Annotated in this window: 25 protein-coding genes and 1 pseudogene; 17 read left to right on the forward strand and 9 right to left on the reverse strand. The window is 58.8% G+C overall.

Features of this window, described 5'->3' with window-relative positions:
- Position 1: 1 nt before the first annotated feature.
- The 6 genes from N2601_RS22510 to folD are packed head-to-tail and all read left to right on the forward strand — an operon-like array spanning position 2 to position 5,364.
- Complete coding sequence (locus N2601_RS22510) at positions 2-1,087, forward strand: fatty acid desaturase family protein (RefSeq protein WP_260304973.1); 1,086 nt, start codon at positions 2-4, stop codon at positions 1,085-1,087.
- A 59-nt stretch (positions 1,088-1,146) separates the two neighbouring features.
- Positions 1,147-1,461, forward strand: a complete 315-nt coding sequence (locus tag N2601_RS22515) for a MocE family 2Fe-2S type ferredoxin (RefSeq protein WP_260304974.1) — start codon at positions 1,147-1,149, stop codon at positions 1,459-1,461.
- 10 nt (positions 1,462-1,471) lie between these two features.
- The gene (locus N2601_RS22520; RefSeq protein WP_260304975.1) at positions 1,472-2,698 is read left to right on the forward strand and encodes an NAD(P)/FAD-dependent oxidoreductase; all 1,227 of its coding nucleotides are present in this window, start codon (positions 1,472-1,474) and stop codon (positions 2,696-2,698) included.
- A gap of 25 nt (positions 2,699-2,723) precedes the next feature.
- Entirely contained in the window at positions 2,724-3,530 is an 807-nt protein-coding gene (locus N2601_RS22525; protein WP_260304976.1) for a 3-methyl-2-oxobutanoate hydroxymethyltransferase, read from the forward strand.
- A gap of 46 nt (positions 3,531-3,576) precedes the next feature.
- The gene (gene purU / locus N2601_RS22530; RefSeq protein ID WP_104826551.1) at positions 3,577-4,461 is read left to right on the forward strand and encodes a formyltetrahydrofolate deformylase; all 885 of its coding nucleotides are present in this window, start codon (positions 3,577-3,579) and stop codon (positions 4,459-4,461) included.
- A gap of 3 nt (positions 4,462-4,464) precedes the next feature.
- Positions 4,465-5,364, forward strand: coding sequence for a bifunctional methylenetetrahydrofolate dehydrogenase/methenyltetrahydrofolate cyclohydrolase FolD (gene folD / locus N2601_RS22535; protein WP_260304977.1), 900 nt, complete (start codon positions 4,465-4,467; stop codon positions 5,362-5,364).
- Positions 5,365-5,385: 21 nt separating this feature from the next.
- Here the strand turns inward: folD and N2601_RS22540 are convergent.
- Positions 5,386-5,499, reverse strand: a pseudogene (locus N2601_RS22540) (transcriptional regulator); the annotation flags it as partial.
- 481 nt (positions 5,500-5,980) lie between these two features.
- Between N2601_RS22540 and N2601_RS22545 the strand changes: the two are divergent.
- Positions 5,981-7,072 carry a porin gene (locus N2601_RS22545; protein ID WP_104826553.1) on the forward strand — a complete coding sequence of 364 codons (1,092 nt, stop codon included), beginning with the start codon at positions 5,981-5,983 and terminating at the stop codon, positions 7,070-7,072.
- A gap of 156 nt (positions 7,073-7,228) precedes the next feature.
- On the opposite strand, the gene N2601_RS22550 is transcribed toward N2601_RS22545, so the two are convergent.
- Positions 7,229-7,840 carry a TetR family transcriptional regulator gene (locus N2601_RS22550; RefSeq protein WP_260304978.1) on the reverse strand — a complete coding sequence of 204 codons (612 nt, stop codon included), beginning with the start codon at positions 7,838-7,840 and terminating at the stop codon, positions 7,229-7,231.
- 201 nt (positions 7,841-8,041) lie between these two features.
- A complete protein-coding gene (locus N2601_RS22555) occupies positions 8,042-9,256 on the reverse strand; it encodes an ROK family protein (RefSeq protein WP_260304979.1) in 1,215 nt (404 codons plus the stop codon).
- Positions 9,257-9,450: 194 nt separating this feature from the next.
- Here N2601_RS22555 and N2601_RS22560 point away from each other — a divergent pair, with 194 nt between their 5' ends.
- From N2601_RS22560 to N2601_RS22580, 5 genes are all read left to right on the forward strand, one after another.
- A complete protein-coding gene (locus tag N2601_RS22560) occupies positions 9,451-10,725 on the forward strand; it encodes an ABC transporter substrate-binding protein (RefSeq protein ID WP_260304980.1) in 1,275 nt (424 codons plus the stop codon).
- Positions 10,726-10,794: 69 nt separating this feature from the next.
- Positions 10,795-11,679 (forward strand): carbohydrate ABC transporter permease, encoded by an 885-nt coding sequence (locus tag N2601_RS22565; RefSeq protein WP_260304981.1) that lies wholly within the window; start codon positions 10,795-10,797, stop codon positions 11,677-11,679.
- Positions 11,679-12,530 carry a carbohydrate ABC transporter permease gene (locus N2601_RS22570; RefSeq protein ID WP_260304982.1) on the forward strand — a complete coding sequence of 284 codons (852 nt, stop codon included), beginning with the start codon at positions 11,679-11,681 and terminating at the stop codon, positions 12,528-12,530. The genes N2601_RS22565 and N2601_RS22570 overlap by 1 nt, the downstream gene beginning before the upstream one ends.
- A gap of 58 nt (positions 12,531-12,588) precedes the next feature.
- Positions 12,589-13,734, forward strand: coding sequence for an ABC transporter ATP-binding protein (locus tag N2601_RS22575; RefSeq protein WP_260304983.1), 1,146 nt, complete (start codon positions 12,589-12,591; stop codon positions 13,732-13,734).
- Between the two features lie 17 nt (positions 13,735-13,751).
- Positions 13,752-15,896: a beta-galactosidase gene (locus N2601_RS22580; protein ID WP_260304984.1), complete on the forward strand. Its 2,145-nt coding sequence runs from the start codon at positions 13,752-13,754 to the stop codon at positions 15,894-15,896.
- A 109-nt stretch (positions 15,897-16,005) separates the two neighbouring features.
- On the opposite strand, the gene N2601_RS22585 is transcribed toward N2601_RS22580, so the two are convergent.
- The 3 genes from N2601_RS22585 to N2601_RS22595 all read right to left on the reverse strand — a co-directional run bounded on the left by N2601_RS22585 (position 16,006) and on the right by N2601_RS22595 (position 18,243).
- On the reverse strand, positions 16,006-17,022 hold the full coding sequence (locus N2601_RS22585; protein ID WP_260304985.1) for a PAS domain S-box protein: 1,017 nt from the start codon (positions 17,020-17,022) through the stop codon (positions 16,006-16,008).
- Between the two features lie 437 nt (positions 17,023-17,459).
- The gene (locus tag N2601_RS22590; protein ID WP_260304986.1) at positions 17,460-18,008 is read right to left on the reverse strand and encodes a DUF4174 domain-containing protein; all 549 of its coding nucleotides are present in this window, start codon (positions 18,006-18,008) and stop codon (positions 17,460-17,462) included.
- A 1-nt stretch (position 18,009) separates the two neighbouring features.
- On the reverse strand, positions 18,010-18,243 hold the full coding sequence (locus tag N2601_RS22595; RefSeq protein ID WP_260304987.1) for a hypothetical protein: 234 nt from the start codon (positions 18,241-18,243) through the stop codon (positions 18,010-18,012).
- Positions 18,244-18,431: 188 nt separating this feature from the next.
- Between N2601_RS22595 and N2601_RS22600 the strand changes: the two genes are divergently transcribed.
- From N2601_RS22600 to N2601_RS22620, 5 genes are all read left to right on the forward strand, one after another.
- Positions 18,432-18,695: a hypothetical protein gene (locus N2601_RS22600; RefSeq protein ID WP_260304988.1), complete on the forward strand. Its 264-nt coding sequence runs from the start codon at positions 18,432-18,434 to the stop codon at positions 18,693-18,695.
- Positions 18,696-19,058: 363 nt separating this feature from the next.
- Positions 19,059-19,523: a YbhB/YbcL family Raf kinase inhibitor-like protein gene (locus N2601_RS22605; protein ID WP_260304989.1), complete on the forward strand. Its 465-nt coding sequence runs from the start codon at positions 19,059-19,061 to the stop codon at positions 19,521-19,523.
- A gap of 16 nt (positions 19,524-19,539) precedes the next feature.
- Positions 19,540-19,872, forward strand: coding sequence for a four-helix bundle copper-binding protein (locus tag N2601_RS22610; RefSeq protein WP_260304990.1), 333 nt, complete (start codon positions 19,540-19,542; stop codon positions 19,870-19,872).
- A gap of 35 nt (positions 19,873-19,907) precedes the next feature.
- The gene (locus tag N2601_RS22615; protein WP_260304991.1) at positions 19,908-20,075 is read left to right on the forward strand and encodes a hypothetical protein; all 168 of its coding nucleotides are present in this window, start codon (positions 19,908-19,910) and stop codon (positions 20,073-20,075) included.
- A gap of 229 nt (positions 20,076-20,304) precedes the next feature.
- Positions 20,305-20,493 carry a DUF3008 family protein gene (locus N2601_RS22620; protein WP_260304992.1) on the forward strand — a complete coding sequence of 63 codons (189 nt, stop codon included), beginning with the start codon at positions 20,305-20,307 and terminating at the stop codon, positions 20,491-20,493.
- Between the two features lie 160 nt (positions 20,494-20,653).
- On the opposite strand, the gene N2601_RS22625 is transcribed toward N2601_RS22620, so the two are convergent.
- From N2601_RS22625 to N2601_RS22635, 3 genes are all read right to left on the reverse strand, one after another.
- Entirely contained in the window at positions 20,654-21,673 is a 1,020-nt protein-coding gene (locus tag N2601_RS22625) for a DNA topoisomerase IB (protein ID WP_260304993.1), read from the reverse strand.
- Positions 21,674-21,815: 142 nt separating this feature from the next.
- Entirely contained in the window at positions 21,816-22,019 is a 204-nt protein-coding gene (locus tag N2601_RS22630; protein WP_260304994.1) for a hypothetical protein, read from the reverse strand.
- Between the two features lie 174 nt (positions 22,020-22,193).
- A complete protein-coding gene (locus N2601_RS22635) occupies positions 22,194-22,598 on the reverse strand; it encodes a VOC family protein (protein ID WP_260304995.1) in 405 nt (134 codons plus the stop codon).
- Positions 22,599-22,737 lie beyond the last annotated feature (139 nt).

Below are 22,737 nucleotides of genomic sequence, written 5' to 3' on the forward strand. Positions count from 1 at the left end.
AATGAGCGAGACAGGAAAGCGTGATTACAGCCTGCTTGGCCCAAGCGGCCGGCAGGCGGTCGAAGCCGGACTGGCGGCGGCGGAGTGGTATCATACCGAGATTGCCCGCAAGGAGATGAAGGCGCTGATGCAGCGCTCCGATGACGCCGCCATCCGCGACACGATCATCTGGCTCGGCAGCATGGCGATCCTCGCCGGCCTCGGCATCTTTTTCTGGGGCTCCTGGCTTTGTGTGCCCTTCTTCCTGGCTTACGGCGTGCTTTACGGCTCGGCCTCTGATAGCCGCTGGCACGAATGCGGCCATGGCACGGCGTTCAAGACCCGCTGGATGAATGATGCGGTCTATGAGATCGCCTGCTTCATGATCATGCGCAATCCGGTGACCTGGCGCTGGAGCCATACCCGCCATCACACCGACACCGTCATCGTCGGCCGCGATCCGGAGATCGCCGTCATGCGGCCGCCGGATCTCGTGCGCCTGGTCCTGAACTTCTTCGGCATCGTCGATGTCTTCTATGCGATGCTCGACATGGTCCGCAATGCCTTCGGCATCATCAGCGCCACGGAGAAAACCTTCATTCCCGAGATGGAGCAGCCGAAGGCGATCCGCATCGCCCGCATCTGGAGCCTCATCTATATCGCCACCATCGCCGCCGCTATTGCCATGGGCTCGCTCTTGCCGCTGGTGCTGATCGGCCTGCCGCGGCTCTACGGCGCCTGGCATCATGTGCTGACCGGCCTGTTGCAGCATGGTGGGCTTGCCGACAATGTCATCGACCACCGGCTGAACAGCCGGACGGTGCTGATGAACCCGGTAAGCCGCTTCATCTATTGGAACATGAACTATCATGTCGAACACCACATGTTCCCGATGGTGCCCTATCATGCGCTGCCGAAGCTGCATGCGATGATCAAACACGATCTGCCGCGGCCCAATCCGTCGATCTGGTCGGGGTACCGCGAGATGATCCCGGCCTTCCTGCGGCAGTTGCGCAACGAGGATTATTTCCTGAAGCGCGACCTGCCGCCGACGGCGAGGCCCTATCGCGAGGAATTCCACACCGGGCTGGCCGAAGCGGCACAATAACCGCAGGCAACAACCGCAGCCAGAACGGCATATACAACGGCACATACAGGGAGGCAGGAATGAGCGGCAACTGGATTAAGGTCTGCGCGGCGGATGCGATCGACGAGGAGGACGTCATGCGCTTCGACCATGGCGGCAAGACCTTCGCGATCTATCGCAGTCCGGAAGACGACTATTTTGCCACCGACGGCCTGTGCACGCACGAGCAGGTCCATCTTGCCGACGGGTTGGTGATGGACAACATCATCGAATGTCCCAAGCACAACGGCCGCTTCGACTACCGCACCGGCGAGGCCAAGGGCGCCCCCGTCTGCGTCAACCTCAAAACCTATCCCGTCAAGGTCGAAAACGGTGCCGTTTTTATTGCGCTATAAGGGGAAAGCCATGCTGCATTTCGTCATTATCGGGGCTGGAGAGTGCGGCGCCCGCGCCGCCTTTGCGCTCAGGGAAAAGGGCTTTAACGGTGACATCACACTGATCGGCGCCGAGCCGGTTGCGCCCTATGAACGTCCGCCACTGTCGAAGGAGGGACTTGTCCTCGCGCATGAGCCGAAATTCGTGGCCACCTTGGAACGCTATGCCGACCAGCGCATCGACCTTCGGCTCGCCACGCATGCGACCGACATCGATCCGATCGGCAAGGTGGTCACACTCTCGGACGGAGAGCAACTTAGCTACGACAAACTGCTGCTGGCGACCGGTGCATCTGCGCGCAGCTTTCCCGGCATTGTGGGAACCGGCGAGCGCATTCGCATGCTCCGCACCCATGCCGATGCCACGGGGCTGCGGCCGGCGCTTCTCCCCGGCCGCCATATCGCCATCATCGGCGGCGGTTTTATCGGTCTCGAGCTGGCGGCGACGGCGCGCAAGCTTGGCGCCGATGTCACCGTGATCGAAGGCCTGCCGCGCGTCCTGAAGCGGGGCGTGCCGGAAGCGGTTGCCGAGGTGATAACGCAACGTCATCGGGACGAAGGCGTCGATATCCGCTGCGGCGAGACCACTGCGGCAGTGGAGGAAGGTGCGACCGGTGCGATTGTTCGCTTGGGCGACGGCCAGGAACTCTCCGCCGATCTCGTGCTCATCGGCATCGGTGCTCAACCGAATGTCGCGCTCGCCGAGAAAGCGGGTCTTGCGGTCGACAACGGCATTGCCGTCAACGAGCGGCTGGAAACCTCTGCTGCGGATATCTACGCCGCAGGCGATTGCTGCTCCTTTCCGCTGGCACTTTATGGCGGGCGACGGGTTCGCCTGGAATCCTGGCGCAACGCACAGGAACAGGGAACTTTGGCTGCGGCCAATTTGCTGGGCGCGGGGGACAGCATCTCGGCCGTGCCGTGGTTCTGGTCCGATCAATATGATCTGACGCTGCAAATTGCCGGCCTTGCCGATGGCGCGACGACGATGCTGAGGCGTGACCTTGGCGAAGGAGCCTTCATCCTCTTCCATCTCGATGAGACCGGCCGGCTGCTGGCGGCCAGCGGCATCGGTCGCGGCAATGCCGTCGCCCGCGATATTCGTCTCGCCGAAATGCTGATTGCCGCCCGCGCTCATCCCGATCCGGAAGCGCTGACGGCGAGCCATGTCAAACTCAAATCACTTCTTGCCGCATGAAGAGCCCTTACCCCAGGAGTTTCCAATGAAGAAACATAATCGTGCAACGGTCGCCGACCTGCTGGCGCTCAAAGGACAGCGGCAGCTCACCATGTTGCGCGTCACCTCGCTGGAGGAAGCTGAAGCGGCGGAAAAGGCGGGGATTGATATGCTTTCCGTACCGCCGGCGCTGCTTGGCCCCGTATTCCGCGAGGCTGCTCCGAGCCCCTTTGCCGTTCCTGGCCTCGAATATGGCGATTACGTCTCGGCGGAAGAGTACATGCGGGAGGCGTTCAGGGCGCTGAAGGCCGGTGGCGACGCCGTTTATTGCGCCGCCGGGCTGCAAACGATTCGGCGGATGCGCGAAGAGGGCATTCCGGTCTGCGGCCATGTCGGCCTCATTCCGTCTAAGGCGACCTGGACGGGTGGCTTTCGCGCCGTCGGCAAGACCGCGGCAAGCGCTTTCGAGATCTGGCGCCAAACCAAGGCACTGGAAGAGGCGGGCGCCTTTGCGGCGGAGATTGAAGTCGTGCCTGGCGATGTCGCTTCCGCGATCAGCGCGAACACATCGATGCTGATGATTTCCATGGGTGCCGGAAGCGGATGCGATGCCCAATATCTCTTTGCCGACGATGTGCTGGGCAGTAATCGCGGTCATAGGCCGCGTCACGCCAAGGTGTATCGCGATTTTGCGGCCGAATATGACAGGCTGCAGAATGAACGCACCGCCGCTTTCAAGGAATTTGCCGAGGACGTTCGCTCGGGCGCCTATCCGGCAAAAGGGCATCTCGTCGCAATCGACGAAGGGGAGCTACAGGCGTTTCTCCGGCTGCTTTCCCAAGGCGGTCGATAACGCCACAGGTGGCGTTTCATGATTTTTTCCAATCGGACGACATAAGATGAAAAATTTCGTACTGACCGTATCCTGCAAATCGACGCGCGGGATCGTTGCGGCGATAGCGAATTATCTGGCCGACCAGGGCTGCAATATCGTCGACTCCAGCCAGTTCGACGATCTCGATACCGGCAAGTTCTTCATGCGGGTCTCCTTCATCTCCGAGGAAGGCGTCAAGCAGGAGGCATTGGTCGAAGGTTTCAAGCCGGTCGCCGAGAAATTCGAGATGGATGCCGAGATCTATGATGCCCAGAAGCGCATGAAGGTGCTCTTGATGGTGTCGCGCTTCGGCCATTGCCTCAACGACCTGCTCTATCGCTGGAAGATCGGCGCGCTGCCGATCGACATCGTCGGCGTCGTCTCCAACCATTTCGACTACCAGAAGGTGGTCGTCAACCACGACATCCCCTTCCACCACATCAAGGTGACGAAGGACAACAAGCCGCAGGCCGAAGCGCAACTGCTGGACCTCGTCGAGCAGACCGGCACCGAACTCATCGTGCTGGCCCGCTACATGCAGGTGCTGTCGGACGCCATGTGCAAGAAGATGTCGGGCAAGATCATCAACATCCACCATTCCTTCCTGCCGAGCTTCAAGGGCGCCAACCCGTACAAGCAGGCCTATGAGCGCGGCGTGAAGCTGATCGGGGCGACGGCACATTACGTCACCGGCGATCTCGACGAAGGTCCGATCATCGAGCAGGACACGGCCCGCATCACGCATGCGCAGTCGGCGGAAGACTATGTCTCGATCGGCCGCGATGTCGAAAGCCAGGTGCTGGCGCGGGCCATCCATGCCCACATCCACTACCGCACCTTCCTCAACGGCAACCGCACCATCGTCTTCCCGGCAAGCCCCGGAAGCTATGCTTCGGAGCGGATGGGGTAGGCGATGGCTGACATCATCGATGGCAAGCAGGTGGCTGCTTCGGTAATTGATGCGGTGAAGACGGCGACCGCAGCATTGGAAAAAGAGACGGGTGTGAAGACCGGCCTTGCCGTCGTCATCGTCGGCGATGATCCGGCCAGCCACACCTATGTCGGCGCCAAGGGCCGCATGGCCAAGGAATGCGGCTTTACCTCCATCCAGCACACGCTGCCGGCCGAGACGACGCAGGACGAGCTGGCAAAGCTTGTCCAGTCCCTCAACGGGGATGCCGCCATTCACGGCATCCTGGTGCAACTGCCGCTGCCGAAGCATCTGAATGCCGAAGCGATCATCCAGTCGATCCGGCCGGACAAGGATGTCGATGGCCTGCATGTGGTCAATGCCGGCAAGCTGGCGACCGGCGATCTTGCCACCGGGCTGATCTCCTGCACGCCGGCCGGCGCCATGCTGCTGGTGCGCCGCATCCATGGCGAGGACCTGTCGGGTCTGAATGCCGTCGTCATCGGCCGCTCGAACCTGTTCGGCAAGCCGATGGCGCAATTGCTGCTCAATGCCAATGCGACGGTGACGACGGCCCATTCCCGCACCAAGGACCTGCCGGCGGTTGCCCGCAGTGCCGATATTCTGGTGGCGGCGGCCGGCCGGCCGGAAATGGTGAAGGCGGATTGGGTGAAGCCGGGAGCGACGGTGATTGATGTCGGCATCAACCGCATCGCCGCACCGGAACGCGGCGAGGGCAAGAGCCGGCTGGTCGGCGATGTCGCCTTTGCCGAGGCGGCGGAAGTGGCCGCCGCCATCACCCCGGTTCCGGGCGGCGTCGGGCCGATGACCATCGCCATGCTGATGGCCAATACGGTGATCGCCGCCCATCGTGCCGCCGGCAAGCCGGCGCCGCGGTTCTGAGATCACACCACCTAAATCATATCAATCGGCCGGCGCCACGCCGGTCGAGGCACGCACGATCAGCTCGGTTTTCCAAAGCTCCTGCTCGGGAAATGTCTCGAGCTGCTTGATCTCGCCGATCAGCCGCTCGGCGATCGTTTTTCACAATGGTGCAGACAGAATGCGACAGACGCCGAATCACGCGTCTGGATCGTTCTGCGACGATTTGAAATTCATAAACGCCGACACCAAATGCCGTTGAATAAAATGTGCTACCCGCCGCGGCACCTGACGACCCAGGTGGCAGCGTGAAGCTGATAGTTGCATATTGGTCACAGCGCCCGAAGCTTGTAGTAAGGGGACCTTCATATAATTGACAAACATACCGTTGGTTTGTAAACAAAGCTCAGGACATGAATATGTCTTGCGGTCGAAGCATCGGCCGCATCGGTAGGGTATTTCAGGGCCGTGTCGCGGGGCTGATTGGGCGGAACAAGAGGGACTCAAGCCAGCATCAAGCAGGGCAATCGCAGATCTGTTCGATCGCGTTGATGCGAGGTCAATTCTGCATGGGGTTGGTAGTGAACCTCCATGCGTGCGGAATCTCTGAAATGCATATTGCAACCAGGAGTTTAAAATGAATTTGAAAAGCCTTCTGATCAGCTCTGCTGCTTCGCTCGCAGCAGTTTCCGGGGCCCATGCCGCGGACGCTATTGTCGCTGCCGAGCCGGAGCCTCTTCAGTACGTTCGCATTTGCGACGCTTATGGTGCTGGCTACTTCTTCATTCCGGGTACCGAGACTTGCTTGAAGATCGGCGGCCAAGTTCGTACCGAAGGTGAATGGTACGATGCCTACAGCCCGACGAACAAGACCGGAACGTTGTGGCACACCCGCGCCGAGCTGAGCCTCGACACCGCAACCGACACCGAATACGGCCCTCTGAAGACCAACACGGTTCTCCGTTGGGACTGGAGTGAAGGCAATTCGACAAGCACCAAGCTGCTGTTTGCCAATATCAGCCTCGGCGGATTCACTGTCGGTAAGGCAGACTCCCAGTACAACTCGTACATCGGTTACGCCGGCGACGTCATCAACGACGACGTGATCTACGACGGCCCGTATGAACTCAACCAGTTGACCTACAACTATGACGCCGGCAACGGCTTCACGGCTGTGATCTCGGTCGAAGATAGCTACTCCAGCGGCTCGGATGCATCCTATGGAGCGAGCTGGTGGGGTGACGACAAGGCGGATCACTACGCTCCTGACGTCGTTGCCGGTGCTGGGTTCAAGTCTGGCATCTGGGGTGTCAAGGTCGTCGGCGGTTACGATTCGATCGTCGAAGAAGGTGCCGTCAAGGCTCGCGTCGACGCCGATTTCGGCGCTTTCTCTGCCTTCTTGATGGGTGGTTGGAACACGGACGGCGACAAGCTGAACAAGTACGCCGGTACGAACCTGGATCGTTCCGCTTGCCCGGCAGGCCGTCCTGATCTTTGCGGCTGGGGTGACTGGGCTGTCTGGGGCGGCGTTGGCGTTCCGATCAACGACAAGCTGAAGTGGAACCTGCAGCTCGCTTACACCGACTCCAAGATCTTCGCCGCTACGACGAACATCAAGTGGAACCCGGTTAAGAACCTGCTGATCGAACCCGAAGTCTCCTACACCGATTGGGATTCGGTCAATCAGGACCAGTGGGCTGGTATCCTGCGCTTCCAGCGTAGCTTCTAATCTGAAATTATCCGGCCCCCCTTGCCGGGTAAGAGAAGCCTGCGGTTTCCAATCCTGCGGGCTTCTCACACTGATCGGTTGACCTCCGATCAAATACGGAAAGGGTTCGGCTTTCCCTGCCGAACCCTTTTCACTGGGCGCTCCGCTGTCGCCTACCTAATGCGTCGGAAACCATGTGGTCAGGATCATTTTGATAAGAGCTTGCCCACAGGGAACCAATTCAAAATCGCCTTTATCGAGAGCCCATTCGGCGACCAATCCTCCAATGACCGCAGTCAAAGCGGAAGCGGCGGTATCTGCTGACCATGGCGGAGGCAACGGCTTGTCGGCATCCATGGAGTGGAAAATTCTCGCAAAGTGCTCCTGCATATCATGCCGGAATGAGTCCGTGCTGTCCGCCGCGTCATCACAAAATGCCATGTCGAGATACATGATGACTTTCAGTAGCCCACGTTTGCGCGGCTCCTGCTGAATCTCTGCGAATGTCGCCGAAATCGTGTCTATGAGCAGCTCAAGCGGATTGGGCGGATGTCCTTCGGCAATTCGCTCCGCAAGTTCCTGGAAGGGCTGCTGCGCCTTGTCGCGGATCGAAAACAAGAGACCTTGCTTGTTCTTGAAATGCCAATGAACTGCGCCGCGGGTAACACCGGCCGCCGAGGCTATTTCGTCCAGCGTGACATTTTCATAGCCATTGTCGAGAAACAGCGCCTCCGCCGAGCGTAATATCTCACGTCTGGTTTCAGCCGCTTCCTCCTTTGTGCGTCTCATTCATTCCCCTCCAATTTCCGCGCCGCGCCCCTTCAGCTCTGTCACAATAGTCATAACGTCGATTATTGTGCTTACAACACCGTTACCTTGCGCGATGTTTTCCCCGGTTATTCTACGGCTGTTGCGGCGCGCGGTCACCGACGACCGCGAAGGCGGCTGTCGTTCGAGCAAAGCCGCTCCTTCTTGGGGCGGCAAGCCCGGCTACCTGGCGGATTTCTGCGTGCTGCCGGTATATGTCCGGCTAATGTCGGTAAAGCCGCTCGATGATTCAAAATCAAACATTCTTTGGGTTACCAGAGCGGCCGCGCCGCGGGCCCAAGAATTATCTTCCCAGTCCGGAAGCAGGGGAGGTGCTGTCCTGAAGGTCCTGGCGGCCAGGGCTTCCCGAAGTGGTCCAAGAAAATGTTCGCCAAGCGAGACGGCTTCGCCGCCGGCAACGATGACTTCCGGATCCGTGACGTTGACGAGATTGGCGAGCGCCGTTCCTATGCTCTTGCCGGAATGTTCGACAAGCGCGACTGCCGTCGGATCGCCGGCAGCCAAAGCGCTGCGCAGTTCAGGAAGGCCTCGATCCTGGCCATGTCCGGTTGCCTCGCGCCAACGTCGCAAGATCGACGCTTCGGAATGATATGCCATGAGACAGCCGCGTTTGCCGCATTCGCATATCCGGCCATTTTCTTCATAAAGCGTATGCCCGAACTTGCCGGCCGCACCATTTGCGCCGCGATAGAGCTTTCCTTCGATGACGAGCGCGCAGCTTATGCCGACGCCGACAGCGAGAACGGCCATATTGCGATGCTGTCTCCCCAAGCCAAAAAGTTGCTGGGCGATGGCATAGGCGTTGGTGTCGTCTTCCAGCCAGACCGGCACGTTGGCACGATTCGCCACGAGCGAGGCGAGGGGAATATTGTCCCAATTGAAGCGATGACTGCGGACGCATGCGGTCTGTTCATCATTGATAACGCCGGGCATGGAGATGCCGATCCCTGCAAGCTTGGCATGCGGTCGTCCGGCGAGCTTGACCATTTCGGGAACAGTGCTGGCCAGCAGGTCGGCAACGTAGTCCGGCTGGTGACCGGCAAGGGGGATCCGCATGGCCGCCACGGGATTGGTCGCAAGGTCTGTTGCGACGCATTCCACGGAATCCACCATCAACTTGAACCCGACCACGAGCCCGTGCTCATAATTGATCTGTACCGGGATCGGGCGCCTGCCGGTGAGGCCGGTTACGGCTTGGCCTTCGACAACGATGCCTTCCTCGCACAAGTCGCCGACAACGAACGTCACAGCCGCAGGGCTTAGCCCTGTGACTGTGGCGATATCGGCGCGGCTTCTCGGTCCCTCTCTCCGCAGGAGATTGAGGATCAGGCGTCGATTTAGCGCCCTTGCAGTGCTCTGGTCGCCTTTTAGCTTCAACTTCCGTTCCTTAATTTTGTAAATTAATTATTGCAAAGCTCCCGCAATCTATGCATAAGTTCACCCGCCGATCAACTCCGGAAGCGGTTTCCGCCCTGAGAATAGCGACAAATCGGCGCGTTGAATGCCTGGCTTGCATCCCGAGGAGGAGGGGCTCGCCAGGACGTGTTGATGGATCAACTGGGAGGAATTCAATGGTGCATTCAAAACAAATCTTTCCGTCCACCCGCCGCAATTTCCTGAAGGGCGCAGGCGCAATATCAGCGGCCGCTTTGGCGGGCGGCCTATCGGCACCCGCAATTGCCCAGGCGCAGAAGGTCACGGTGATCTCGGCGGAGAACAATGCGGAGGCGCTTGCAGCGCTGAAGAAAATCGCCGAGGCCTTCGGAAAGGAAGCCGGGGTCAGCGTCGTCATCAACAACATGGATCACGAGGCCCATAAGACGGCCATTCGCAACTACCTTGTTGCAGGGGCGCCCGACATTTGCACGTGGTTTTCGGGCAATCGCATGCGAGCTTTCGTAAAGCGCGGCCTGTTCGACGATATTTCCGATCTGTTCGAGAAGGAAAAATACAAGGATGTGCTCGGTGCGACGACGGGAACGATCACGGTCGATGGCAAGCAATATGGCCTGCCGACCGGCGGCACCCTTTGGGGGATGTTCTACCGTAAGGATGTCTTCGATCAGCATGGCCTGACTGTGCCGACGACGGCCGAGGAATTTGTGGCTTACGGCGACAAGTGCAAGGCCGCCGGTCTCACGCCGATCGCCATGGGAACCAAGGAGCTTTGGCCGGCTGCCGGCTGGTTCGATCAAATGAACCTGCGCATCAATGGCCTCGACAAGCATATGGCGCTGATGAACGGCGAGATGAGCTATCTCGATCCATCCCTGAAGCCGGTTTTCGATCAATGGGAAGGGATGATCAACAAGGAGTTCTTCACCGCCAATCATACATCGTTCGGCTGGCAGGAGGCCGCAGCGCTGCTTGCCCAGAAGAAGGCCGGCATGATGAATCTCGGCGCCTTTTTGAAGTCCGCCTTCACCGCCGAGGATCTGCCGCAACTGTCCTATGCCACTTTCCCGGTTCTGGACCCGAAGGTCGGTCACTTCGAAGAATTCTCGGTCAATTCGATCCATATTCCCGCAAACGCGAAGAACAAGCAGGGCGCTCGCGAATTCCTTGCCTATTTCTATAAACCGGAAAATCTCGCGGCCTATCTGGAGCCCGGCGGAAACGTACCACCGCGCAACGATCTTCCGCCCAGCAAGGACCCACTCGTCAACGTGGCGGTAGAGACCTTGAAGAAGCTGCAGGGAGCTTCTCAGTATTACGATCGCGACAGCGACCCCGATATGGCCCAGGCCGGCCTTGTCGGCTTCCAGGAGTTCATGGCGAAGCCCGATCGGCGCGACTCTATTCTTCAGCGCCTCGAAGGTACCCGCAAGCGCATCTACAAACTCTAGTTCTCCTCCCGGCGGCCGGGGAGCGGAAGCGCGCTTCCGCTCCCTCATAACTCCAATGAGGCTCTGGATATGTTGATGATTTGGCGCCGCCAGCGTTGGTGGCTCACCCCCACTTTGCTTATTGCCCCCGCGATCCTGCTCTTTTTCACGGTGATCCTGCTGTCGGCCGTGCGGAGCGTCTGGATCAGTTTTCATGAGTGGGACGGCTTCGGCCCGATGAACTGGATCGGTTTCGGGAACTACGTCGAACTCTACAATGATCCGCAATTTTACGTTTCGCTGAAGAACAATCTCATCTGGCTGATCATGTTCATGGCCGCGCCGCCGCTCGGGCTAGCCATAGCATTGCTGGTCAATCAGAAAATAAGGGGCATGCGCTTCCTGAAGTCACTGTTCTTCATCCCGCTGGTGCTGGCTTCAGTCACAGTCGGGGTCGTGTTCACATGGGTCTATACGCCGGAGTTCGGACTTCTTGCCCTGATCTTCAAGGCATTTGGCACGACCGCCCCAGCCGTTCTTTCAGACGAGCATTTCGTGACGTTTGCGATCGTCATCGCAGCACTTTGGCCGCAGGTCACGTTCTGCATGGTTCTCTATCTCGCGGGGCTGAACAATCTGAGCGAGGAGCTCATAGGTGCTGGCCGCGTGGACGGGGCGAGGGGATGGAACATGCTTTGGCACATCGTCCTGCCTCAACTGACGCAGGTGACCTTCATCGCCATCGCGGTGACGGTGGTCGGCGCGCTTCGATCCTTTGACATGATCTCCGTCATGACGGCCGGCGGCCCGTTCGGATCGTCTTCCGTGCTGGCCTATCAGATGTACGAGCAATCGATCTTCTCCTATCGCTTCGGCTATGGAGCGGCGATCGCATCCGTTCTCTTCGTGATCATGGCCGCATTCATCGCCTGGTACCTGTCACGCATCATTCGCACAGAAGAGAGAGGTGGCTGATGTATCCTCGCCCTATTCCGGAAACAGCCATCTGGCAGCGACGGTTTTATGTGCTGGCGGTGCTGCTTGTTCTCCTGCTTTGGCTCTGCCCTCTGTTTGCGATCATCCTGACGTCGTTCCGTTCGACGACCGATGTCATGAGTGGCAATCTGTGGGGGTGGCCGACCGAGCTTGGTCTGATCGACAATTATACCGCGGTCTTCACCCAGACCCCGATGGCCCAGTATTTCCTGAACAGCCTAACGATTACCATTCCTTCGGTAATCGGCGTCCTGGTTCTGAGCACGCTCGCGGGCTTTGTTCTCTCCCGCTACCGCTTTCCGGGCAATATGCTGATCTTTGCGCTCTTCGTCGGCGGCAATTTCCTGCCGCACCAGATCATGATGATCCCCGTGCGCGATCTTATGGTGCGGCTGAATCTGATCGATACGACGGCGGCGCTGATCATCTTCCACGTTGCCTTCCAGACAGGATTTGCGACGCTTTTCATGCGGAATTTCATCGCGGCCTTGCCCGATGAACTCTTTCAGGCTGCCCGCGCTGAAGGCGCGACACCTTTCCAGACGCTGATACATGTTGCCGTGCCGCTAGTCCGGCCGGCTCTCGCGGCGTTGGCCATTCTGATCTTTACGTTCATCTGGAACGACTACTTCTGGGCGGTGGTGCTGACGGTCAGCGACTCCGTGAAGCCCGTGACTGCCGGTCTGGCCAATCTGCGCGGGGAATGGGTTTCGGCATGGAACCTCATCTCGGCAGGCACGATCGTCGTCGCGGTGCCGCCTGTCGTCATGTTCTTCCTCATGCAGCGCCATTTCATCGCCGGTCTGACCATGGGGGCCGTCAAAGGATGAGCGAGACGGCATTTCCTTTCCCAGAACTCAAGAACCCAACAGCAGAGAGCCAGGAAACATGACCAGCCTCGAACTGCGACAGATCAACAAGAACTATGGTGCATACCATGCATTGCGCGGGATCGACCTTGCCGTCGAGCAGGGCGAGTTCATCGTCATGGTCGGACCTTCCGGTTGCGGCAAGTCGACCCTCCTCAAGACGATCGCCGGTCTGGAAGGGATTTCGTCCGGCCAGATCCTGATCAATGGCCGCGACGTCAGCAAGGAAGAGCCGGGGGATCGTGGCATCGCCATGGTTTTCCAGTCCTATGCCCTTTACCCGCATATGACCGTGGCGGAGAACATGGGCTTTGGCCTGCGCATGGCCAAGCGGCCGAAGCCAGAAATCGATGCCGCCGTCGCGCGCGCCGCGAAGATCCTGCGCATCACCGATCAGCTTGAGAAGCGGCCCAAGCAATTATCCGGCGGCCAGCGGCAGCGCGTTGCCATCGGCCGTGCCATTACCCGTTCTCCGGACGTGTTCCTCTTCGATGAACCACTCTCGAATCTCGACGCGGCGCTGAGGACGCAGATGCGCGTCGAATTGAGCAGTCTGCATACGGAACTCGGCGCGACCATGGTCTACGTAACCCACGATCAGGTGGAGGCCATGACCATGGCGAGCCGGATCGTGGTGTTGAACCAGGGTGTGATTGAACAGGTAGGCTCACCGCTGGAGCTCTACAGAAATCCCGAAAATCTCTTCGTGGCGGGTTTTCTTGGAGCCCCGAGAATGAACTTCCTTGCCGTGACCGTGGACGAAGTCTCCGGCCGACAGGTCCGGGTTTCGGCTCCCGGCATCGTCCCATTGACCGTCGAATTGTCCGATGGAGTGGCGCTGCAAAAGGGCGCCGATCTGACGCTGGGTGTCCGGCCGGAAAACATATCGATCGTCACGGACGTCGCGCATGGTGGCGCGATCGAAGGGCAGGTGCAACTGGTTGAGCACCTCGGTCGCGAGACCATCCTCTATGTCGATGCCGGCAGCCTGCGTACCATCGCCTCGGAAAGCGGCACCGGAAATATCACCGTCCAGCTTAGCTATGTCGCGCCGTTCACATCTGGCCAGGCTGTGGCTCTGAAGCTCGACGCCAGGGAGCTTTATCTCTTCTCATCGAACGGCGGACGCACGATCAGCGCTCGCAAAACCATCATCGACAAATGAATTCGGGAAATAAGACCGTGTCTGACAAGAACATTGCTGCGACGCCATCCGCTTGGAATACCGTTAAGACCGACCGCTTTCTCGTCGGTGCCCCCCATTACCCCGAGCATGTCGACGAAAGCTACTGGGAGCGCGATGCCGAGCGCATGGCGAAGGCGGGCTTCAATGTGGTGAGAATGGCGGAATTCGCCTGGCATATCCTCGAGCCCAGGCTTGGCACCTTTGATTTCGATCTGTTCGACCGCGCCATAACCATGCTCGGGCGATACGGGATCGATACCATCATGTGCACGCCGACGGCCACGCCGCCGCGCTGGCTGACCGTTGCCCATCCGGAGATCCTGCGCGTGGATGGCAAAGGCCGTCCGATGAGCCATGGATCGCGTCAGCATTGCGATACGGCAAGCCCTGTGTTCCGCGAACACAGCCGGCGCATCACCAAGGCGATGGCCGAACACTATCGGGACAATCGGTATGTTGTCGGCTGGCAGACCGACAATGAGCTAAACACGAGCATGCCGGAGAGCTATTCAAAGGCGACATTGAGCGAATTTCAAATCTTTCTCGCCGAGAAGTACGGCGATATCGGCAAGCTGAACGCTGCATGGGGCGGTGACTTCTGGGCAACTGCCTATGACAGTTTTGACCAGGTCGTGCTTCCGATCGAATTCGGCCCGACCTTCCCCAGTCCCGGCCATGTGCAGGATTACCACCGCTTCCTCGCATTTGCGACCGCACGGTTTCAGCACGATCAGGTCGAGATTCTGCGGGCCACGAACCCGTCGTGGTTCGTCTTCCACAATCTCGGAGGCTTGCGGGATATCGACTTCCGCGGTCAGTTCACCACGGATCTCGATTTCGTCGGCTACGACATCTATCCGATGCTCTACGATGAGTTTCAGCGCATCGGAAATCACGCAAAGGTTCAGGCACTGCACCTGGATATATGCCGCGGCTTTTCGGGGAACTACATCGTGCCGGAGCAACAGTCCGGCTTCGGCAGCCAGCCGGGCTTCTGCACGCTGACGCCAGAGCCGGGCGAGCTTCGGCGCATGGCCATGTCATCGGTCGCGCATGGTGCTGACGGGCTGATGTTCTTCCGCTGGCGTCCGGCCCATTTCGGCGCCGAGATCTACTGGATGGGCATCATCGACCACGACGACGTCGGCCGCCATCGCTATGACGAAGCCAAGCAGTTTGCGACCGAAATGACGGCGCTGAAGGACAAGATCCTTGGCACCTACGTGCGTATGGATGTGGGCATTGCCGGTTCGGATTTCGACAATCAGGAAGCCCATAAGACCTACTCGATCGGACTGCCAAGCCCGCAAGACGATGCGGTTCTGCTGCACCAGTATTGTTACGATCGCGGCATCGCTTGCGGCTTCATCCATCCTGAGGATGATCTGTCGAAGCTGAAGCTGTTCTATGTTCCACATTGGGTGATGTGGAAGGATGAATGGACCGAAAAACTCAAAGCGTTTGCGGAGCAGGGCGGCACAGTCGTTATCGGCGCACGCACCGGAACGCGGAATGAGGACAATCACGTCATCCGGCAGACGGCCCCGGGCACGTCTCTTTCCAACCTCACCGGCGTACGGGTCGAAGACTTCGGTCGTCTCGCTGCGCCGGGCGCCAACGGACTGTTCGACGTGATGGAGCGATCCGGGGGCCTGGTGGTGCCGCCAAACAAGCCCGCTGAATCCCATCGCAGGACGCGCCGTTTCAAGATCGGCAACCAGGAACTGCCCGCCGGACACTTCTACGAAAACCTCTTGGTCGACCCGGATGTCGAGGTCGTCTCCGCCTGGTCCAATCGCTATGCGGACGGTCTGCCCATGGCGACGTCGCGCAAGGTTGGCAAAGGTCAGGTCGTCTATGTCGGCACCTATCTCACGCCCGAGCTGACGGCTGCACTGGCCGAACGGCTGTTCCCGGCGGCAGGTGTGCAGCCGCTGGTGGACGATCTTCCTGATGGCGTCGAGGTCACCATGCGCATGAATGACGAGCGCAGGCTGCTGTTCATCCAGAACTACACCGATCAGCCCGCTAGCCTCACCGCCGTGGCGCCCGGCAAGAACCTTCTCGATAATGGAAAGGCTGTCGCCGGCGGGCTCGATCTGGATGGCTATGACTGCGCCATCATTGAATTGGAGCGCTGAGCCCATTTGCAGGACCCGGCCGGACCGCCGCCGATTTTTTGCCGACACACAGCAATCGGTTGGCGGTCGTGTCGAGGCAATCGGCGCGCGCTTCGTGCGCCGAGCGAGATCAGCGCGTCAGGTTCTCAATCGGAACTCGCAAATGAATTCGAAGCCCTTCCGGCCTCCATTCCCGTGTGATCGATCCGTTGAGCGAACCTTCGACGGTCACCCGCTCAAGTTGGGATCCGAAGCCTGAGCTCGGCCCAGGCGCTGTAACAGCCGGGCCGCCGGTTTCAGTCCAGATGAGGCTGAGCTCGCCGTCCGTCGCTAGGTCGATTCTGATTTGTCCCTCCGGGAGGGAAAGCGCCCCGTATTTGATCGCGTTGGTGGCGAATTCATGTAACAGCAATGCCAAGGATGTCAGCGCGGAGCCCCCAACCGGCGCATCCGATCCATGAATCTGTATCCTCTGCCGGTCATCCTCCCGATGAACGGCAAGAACCGCGTCAAAGAGGGAAAAGAGAGTCGTCGACGATCGAGCGGCTACATCTCCGGAAAGATCCGGCAATGTCAGATCATGAGCGCGAGCCAAGGAGACGATCCGTTTGCGCAGATTGTCGGCGAGATCCTGCGCACTCGTGGCCGAACGCTGGCTCATCGTGATCAATGCATTGGTGATTGCGAACAGATTCTTGATGCGATGGTTCATCTCCCGCAGCAGCAGCGTCTGGCGTTCGTGTTCACGTTTGCGCTCGGAAATGTCCCGCGCGATTTTCGACGCTCCGATGATCGAGCCGTCCTGATTGCGGATCGGCGACACGGTGAGGGAGACATCGACCAGGCTGCCACCCTTGCGTCGGCGCACCGTCTCATAGTGATCGACCCGTTCGCCTCGGCGGATTCGGCCGATGATCGTTGTTTCCTCGTGAAGTCGCTCATCCGGGATCAGAATGGTAATCGGCTGGCCGATCATTTCTGCCGCCGTAAATCCGAACAGGCGTTCGGCGCCCCGGTTCCAGCTTGTGATGATGCCGCCAAGGGTCTTGCTGATGATCGCGTCATCGGAATTTTCAACGATGGCGACCAGCCAGGCATCCGCCGAAGGTGCCTGCGGTCCAAATTGCTGGGTGAGATTCTCGCTCAAGCTTCTACTCGGAGTAGGTTCGTCTTCGTTCGCTGCCCCCTCGGAATCTGATGCTGACACGGAGACCAAAGAAACCGTTTCGTCAGCCGCCATCGCCTTTCCTTTCCCCATCATCATCTCCCGGACGGTAGAGGTCGCATGGGACCCACCCTATCCACACGCCAAGGTAGCCACAACCAATATTGTCGCCGCTCTATGGTCCAACGCCGCTGTTGCCGTGTCCTGATATCGAGGCTGCGTGTATTCGGCGCGTCACCTGCGATCGGCCGCTGATTATACCCCTTCGGCAATCGCAGTCACGTGATTGGCGGAGCGATGGGAAGAGCTTTGGGAACAACCGGTTTCCGCAGATGTTCGATACATGCTCCAACCGCATGCTCGGATCGCCAAATGTCCTGTTCAGGGACGCGGACCATGCCGGCTCTCGCCGCTTCGAACTATGATATCGATGGCGGGAGTGCATCGAGGACGCCCAGAATGACGACTGTCGGCAGAGGTGCATAGGATCTGAGTTTGGTCATGCCATCCGTTCCGACCAATACCATTTCGAATTCGTCGTTTTCCGGACCTTGCAGATCGCGGCGTATATCGTCGGCATTGAGTTCGTACGGTTCCTCGAAGAGCTGAAAGACTCCGCCGCCGGCGACCCTCAGCACGGTCACGTTACGATCGGTCAGGTTCTTTTCATGATGTAGAAGCTCCTCCTCCTGCCTGATCGGCCGGTCGTCGTTGGAGTCCTCGAAGATCACGAGGACATTGCACCTGTTCCGAAACGATGCGAGGCTGGGACAGGGATCATCTAATTTGCCACCCGCCCCGGCGAATTCTCTGAACAGAGACCTGAGCATCGGAAATTCTCCTTGTGGAAGTGCAGCCCAGTGTTGCTGGGTGAAAATCAAGCCATGAGGCGTCAGGAATATAAATCCATCAGCAGCTCGTCTTGTTCCCGCCAGTTCGTCTCTTGGATCGTGCCCGGCCTCGGTCACTTCATGCCTCACAAAAAATCTGTCCCTGAAGGTTGAGGCTGCCTCGCATGCGCGCAACGCGCCGCTCGGCGTCGGCTATGTCATATGCCCAAAAGCTGACGCTGAAGATCCTGCCGTCGAACTCATAGTCGGCGAGGAAGCAAAACATATGCAGCCCGAAGTCGTCGACGGTGCGAAACTCGGCCTCCGGATTGCTCTCCTCCCGCCAAGCCTTCGAAAACTTGATAACGGTCATCACCGAAACTCCTGTTCTATTCGGTCTATTCGACCAAACCCGTCAGGGGGGCGTTTGTTGCCTATAGAAGCGGCAGGCATAGGGCCCGCGACTTCGGTTGTATGGATCGCAATCAAAATGCCGAGGGGCGGGAACAATGGCGGGCTTGCCAGCTTAGACCGGGTAGTCACGACAAAGAGGAGGCTGAGATGAGCGCATCTCAAACGACGACGGAACACGACAAAATCCGTAATTGGGTGAAAGCCAGGAATGGCCGCCCAGCCCGGGTCAAAGGTGCGAAGAAGGGCGGAATTTTGCGGATTGATTTCGGCAGGCCTGAAGAGACGCTCGAAGAGATTTCCTGGGAGGAGTTTTTCCGGATCTTCGACGAGAACGAACTCGCCTTTCTCTACCAGGAGAAGACGGAAAGCGGCGACAAAAGCTGGTTCACGAAATTCATCAGCCGCCATTGATAGGCGAGGTGGAATGGATTTTGTCTGGGGAAGGGAGCCGGCACTTACACATAAGGCGCGTATTGGTCGCCGCAGCCTCGGCTGCGGCGGATAATAATGATTGGGAGGATTTGTTCGGCTTATTGCGACGCAACTCTCGCAAAAGCGGAATGTTCCCACGGCCGCGCGGAAATATGATTGATGCCATTAAGATTGGAACTTCGCGCAGAAACGCTCCTCCGGAATTGCAGGGGAACAATGAGAACGCGCAGGGGTTCGACTATGAAGCCGATATTCGACGCGGCCGCAGATCTTTGCCGCAATGAGCAGGTGAAGAAAGCCTGTCGAAAGAACGGCTATCCCCAACAGTAAAAGGAGAATGTCATGGCTTTGACATTGATCAGCAAAGCGTTTGTGCAGGATCAGCCGATCCCCCGGAAATATGCGCGAGCGGGCGAGAACCTTTTTCCGCCGCTTGCCTGGAGCGGCGCTCCAAATGGAACCAGGAGTTTCGCTCTGATCGTCGAAGATCCGGACGCTCCGAGCGGCACCTTTCACCACTGCGGCATCGCCAACATCCCGGCGCAATGGACCGATCTCACCGAAAGCGCCGATACGGCGCCGGATCGGGCGACGCGGTTCTACAGGAATGATTTCGGCAATGCTCGCTACGACGGCCCGCAACCGCCGCCCGGCGATCGTCCTCATCACTACATTTTTCGTCTTGTCGCCCTCGACGTCCCGAGGCTTTCGATTCCCGATGCTGCCGGCATAGGTGCGATGTGGGCTGAGGCGAAGAAGCATGTGCTCGCGGAAGCGAGCGTCACAGGCACGTACCAGACGCAATAGCCCAAAGGAGACGACAATGCATTTGGATAGCAAGATGCAGCAATGTGTCGAAAACTGCCTGCGCTGCTACAGCGTTTGTTTGTCCACGGCGATGAACCATTGCCTGGAAGCCGGTGGCGAGCATACCGAGCCGCAGCATTTCAGGTTGATGATGGCTTGTGCGGAGATATGCCGCACGTCGGCACATTTCATGCTGATCGCTTCAAGGCACCATCCGCATGTTTGCCGCGAATGCGCGGAGATCTGCGGCGAATGTGCTGCCGATTGTGAACGGATCGGCGATATGGCGGAGTGTGCTGACGCCTGCCGTAAGTGCGCCGAGACCTGCCGGCAGATGGCGGGCACGTAAGATCGCGGCTTCGCCGGAACACAGGTAAGGCAAAAATGAATGACGATAAGAAGACAGACCAGAAGCGAGCGGAACCTCTGACATTCGCGGCTCAGGATGTCCGGCAGGGCGAGATCATTCTGAAGCGCCGTTGGCAGCGTCTGGTTTTCATCGGTGGCCTGGTGGCCGTGGTTCTCGTCATCCTGCTGCGATTTGCCGGGTGAGGAGAAAGGTAATGGCGCGTGCAGGGAAGAAAGACTTCGCACGCGGAGCGCAGGGCAAAGGCGGTGCCTCAGGCGCGCGCTTGCCGTGCTTTCTAATGCGCCATGCGTTCATTTGAACGTGTAAAAGATCGCTTTAGTCTCTTGAATCTCAAGCGCCTTATCCGTTTTCAGATGATCCGAAGACGGGATGCTCTGCTGCCGGAGGACTATTAATCGAAGGAGGTCCACGATGCCTGCAAAATCGAAGTCTCAACAGAAGGCCGCCGGTGCGGCCCTCGCTGCCAAACGCGGCGAAAAGAAAAAGAGCGAATTGAAAGGCGCTTCCAAGAGCATGGTCGATTCCATGAGCGAGAAGGAACTTCACGACATGGCGTCCACCAAGCGGAAGGGAAAGCCGGAGCACGCCTCAAAGTCCTGAGCCGGATAACGCAGCTCAAGGGCGCGCTGCGGTGAAGCCTTATTGGTTCGCAAGAAAATAGACGACAAGCTGGTCACCGACGGATGTTTCCAAGAAGTGATGGCTGACGCCATGATGACCGTATATTGCTTACCGCCGACTTGGTGCCGCCCCCCTGCAGTCACTCCAGCTCTTCCAGCCAGCGCAGCACCGCCACCTCGTCTTCATCCAGCCATTTCAGAATGCTGGAATTCTTCCTCACTTTCGTCTCGGCGATTTTCGCCAGGCTGCCATTCTCGAAACCGTCGAACACGCCTGGATGTATGTAGGATCCGCGGCAGACGGCGCGCGTGTTCACAAGCTTCCCTGCCACTGCATCGATGATTTCGTTGATCTGCCTTGCCCGCACTGCGGCGCTGCTGCCGGGTTCGATGATCGCCAGTGCCGAAGCTGCCATCCGCGTGGCGCCCCAGATCCGGAATTGCCGTGAGCTGAAGTTGCCAGCCGCGGCCTCGCGAATATAGGCATTGACGTCTTGCGAGCGGATCGGGTGGAGAACACCGTTCTCATCGACATATTGGAACAGATGCTGGCCCGGCAGTTCCTGCAGCATGCGTATGGCGCGTATGATGCGGCGGTCGGTGTAGCTCAATCGCCATTCCTTGCCGGATTTGCCCTTGAAGCGAAACTGCAGGCGCGATCCAACCAGTTTGACATGCCTGCTGCGCAAGGTGGTCAGCCCATAGGAGCCATTTTCCATCGCATAGGCCTCGTTGCCGATGCGGATGAAAAGCTTGTCCATCAGCCAGACGACGGTGGCGAGCGCCTTCGCCAATCCGGGCTTCCTGCGGCGGAGATCGATATCGATCCGTTTGCGGATATCAGGCAATGCCCGAGCGAACTCCACCAGTTGCGCGAATTTTTCCCGATCGCGATCCGCAATCCAATTCGGATGATAACGATATTGTTTCCGCCCCCTGGCATCGCGGCCGACGGCTTGCAAATGCGATCTCGGATCGGGCGAAATAATGACGTCGGTATAGGCGGGAGGAATGACGAGTGCGGCAAAGCGCTGGAGTTCCGCCTCATCGTTGATCCGGTTTCCCCGCTGATCGTAATAGAGAAAGCCTTTTTTGCCCTTCCTGCGGGTAATCCCGCTATCCAACGCCGCGAGGTAAACGACTTCAGATTCGTCTCCCATTGTTGATGGGGCTTTCGAACCGGTTGCCTCGGGTGGGGTAGGGCCAGCAGCGATCGGCAATTGCCCTGATGCTAGCGCGGCTCCGGCGCATGCTGCGCCGGTATCGACGGCACTTGGTTCCTGTCCCAATTGCAGGCCGCTCTCAGTCATCGCCTTTTTGCTTCAGCGCATCGGAGACCTTCCGCTTGCGTGGATGATTGACGTTCTCGTCATTGGCGTCACGCGTTGCTTCCCCGCCATCCTTGGCAGGAAGGTAACCTGCGGGCTTGGAGCCTGCCGGGCCTTCCCATCTCGGGGACTGGTCGGTCGTTCCCGGCGCGCCGTCACGTGGTTGCTGATGTTTCATCGCTGGTCTCCTATGGAACTGGCGTTCCGGCATTTCGCCGGTCTCACCGCCGGGAGGTGAGCAGCGCTCTTCGATCCCGCCATGGTGAATGTAACCCACGGCCGGAACACATTGTTCCATCGACGATGAAGGAGAGCGTGCGGCGGTAACCCGCCCTATCTCGGATCGCGCCGCCTACGGCGCTCCATTGACCTCCACAATATTCAAATCAGGATCGCGAAGGTAGAGCTGCGGGAAATCAGCATGGCCGGTGCGAAAGATCAGCAGGCACTTTGGATCGCCTTGAGGCAGGTCCTCTCGAAAGCCGAGGGTTTTCAGCCGTTCGACAACACCCTCGAAGTCATCCGTACGAAAGGCGAAATGCCAATCATTGCGGTCGATCGCGGGATTCTTGCGAAACGTGCCTTCGGGATTGACGATGAGATGGATCTGCAGGCTGCCACAGGCAAGCCAAGCTCCATCCACCGGAAAATTCGGCCGCGGAATTTGAACAAGCTCGAACACCTTGCAATAGAAAGGCAGCGACTTTTCCAGATCGGTGGTGACGATCGATACATGATGCAAGGCAAGCAGAGACATCACTCTTCCTCCTCAACCAAGTCGCGATGACCATAACAGCGGGGGCACTTAAAGTGTAGCCGTCTTGCGAAATCGGAGCGGCCTAACGTCGGCCATGGGGCCAAGCATATCTGGTGAGTGGCCTCTCCGATGCTCGACT

Source organism: Rhizobium sp. CB3060 (assembly GCF_025200735.1).
GTDB lineage: Bacteria > Pseudomonadota > Alphaproteobacteria > Rhizobiales > Rhizobiaceae > Rhizobium.

Bases quoted from the DNA above. Each gene is read 5' to 3' on its own strand.
- N2601_RS22515 (WP_260304974.1), top strand. From the start codon at position 1,147: ATGAGCGGCAACTGGATTAAGGTCTGCGCGGCGGATGCGATCGACGAG.
- N2601_RS22635 (WP_260304995.1), bottom strand. From the start codon at position 22,598: ATGTCTCTGCTTGCCTTGCATCATGTATCGATCGTCACCACCGATCTG.
- N2601_RS22610 (WP_260304990.1), top strand. From the start codon at position 19,540: ATGCATTTGGATAGCAAGATGCAGCAATGTGTCGAAAACTGCCTGCGC.
- N2601_RS22565 (WP_260304981.1), top strand. From the start codon at position 10,795: ATGTTGATGATTTGGCGCCGCCAGCGTTGGTGGCTCACCCCCACTTTG.
- N2601_RS22550 (WP_260304978.1), bottom strand. From the start codon at position 7,840: ATGAGACGCACAAAGGAGGAAGCGGCTGAAACCAGACGTGAGATATTA.
- N2601_RS22510 (WP_260304973.1), top strand. From the start codon at position 2: ATGAGCGAGACAGGAAAGCGTGATTACAGCCTGCTTGGCCCAAGCGGC.
- N2601_RS22520 (WP_260304975.1), top strand. From the start codon at position 1,472: ATGCTGCATTTCGTCATTATCGGGGCTGGAGAGTGCGGCGCCCGCGCC.
- N2601_RS22620 (WP_260304992.1), top strand. From the start codon at position 20,305: ATGCCTGCAAAATCGAAGTCTCAACAGAAGGCCGCCGGTGCGGCCCTC.
- N2601_RS22570 (WP_260304982.1), top strand. From the start codon at position 11,679: ATGTATCCTCGCCCTATTCCGGAAACAGCCATCTGGCAGCGACGGTTT.
- N2601_RS22615 (WP_260304991.1), top strand. From the start codon at position 19,908: ATGAATGACGATAAGAAGACAGACCAGAAGCGAGCGGAACCTCTGACA.
- N2601_RS22600 (WP_260304988.1), top strand. From the start codon at position 18,432: ATGAGCGCATCTCAAACGACGACGGAACACGACAAAATCCGTAATTGG.
- N2601_RS22545 (WP_104826553.1), top strand. From the start codon at position 5,981: ATGAATTTGAAAAGCCTTCTGATCAGCTCTGCTGCTTCGCTCGCAGCA.
- N2601_RS22525 (WP_260304976.1), top strand. From the start codon at position 2,724: ATGAAGAAACATAATCGTGCAACGGTCGCCGACCTGCTGGCGCTCAAA.
- N2601_RS22630 (WP_260304994.1), bottom strand. From the start codon at position 22,019: ATGAAACATCAGCAACCACGTGACGGCGCGCCGGGAACGACCGACCAG.
- N2601_RS22575 (WP_260304983.1), top strand. From the start codon at position 12,589: ATGACCAGCCTCGAACTGCGACAGATCAACAAGAACTATGGTGCATAC.
- N2601_RS22605 (WP_260304989.1), top strand. From the start codon at position 19,059: ATGGCTTTGACATTGATCAGCAAAGCGTTTGTGCAGGATCAGCCGATC.
- N2601_RS22560 (WP_260304980.1), top strand. From the start codon at position 9,451: ATGGTGCATTCAAAACAAATCTTTCCGTCCACCCGCCGCAATTTCCTG.
- N2601_RS22625 (WP_260304993.1), bottom strand. From the start codon at position 21,673: ATGGGAGACGAATCTGAAGTCGTTTACCTCGCGGCGTTGGATAGCGGG.
- N2601_RS22595 (WP_260304987.1), bottom strand. From the start codon at position 18,243: ATGACCGTTATCAAGTTTTCGAAGGCTTGGCGGGAGGAGAGCAATCCG.
- folD (WP_260304977.1), top strand. From the start codon at position 4,465: ATGGCTGACATCATCGATGGCAAGCAGGTGGCTGCTTCGGTAATTGAT.
- purU (WP_104826551.1), top strand. From the start codon at position 3,577: ATGAAAAATTTCGTACTGACCGTATCCTGCAAATCGACGCGCGGGATC.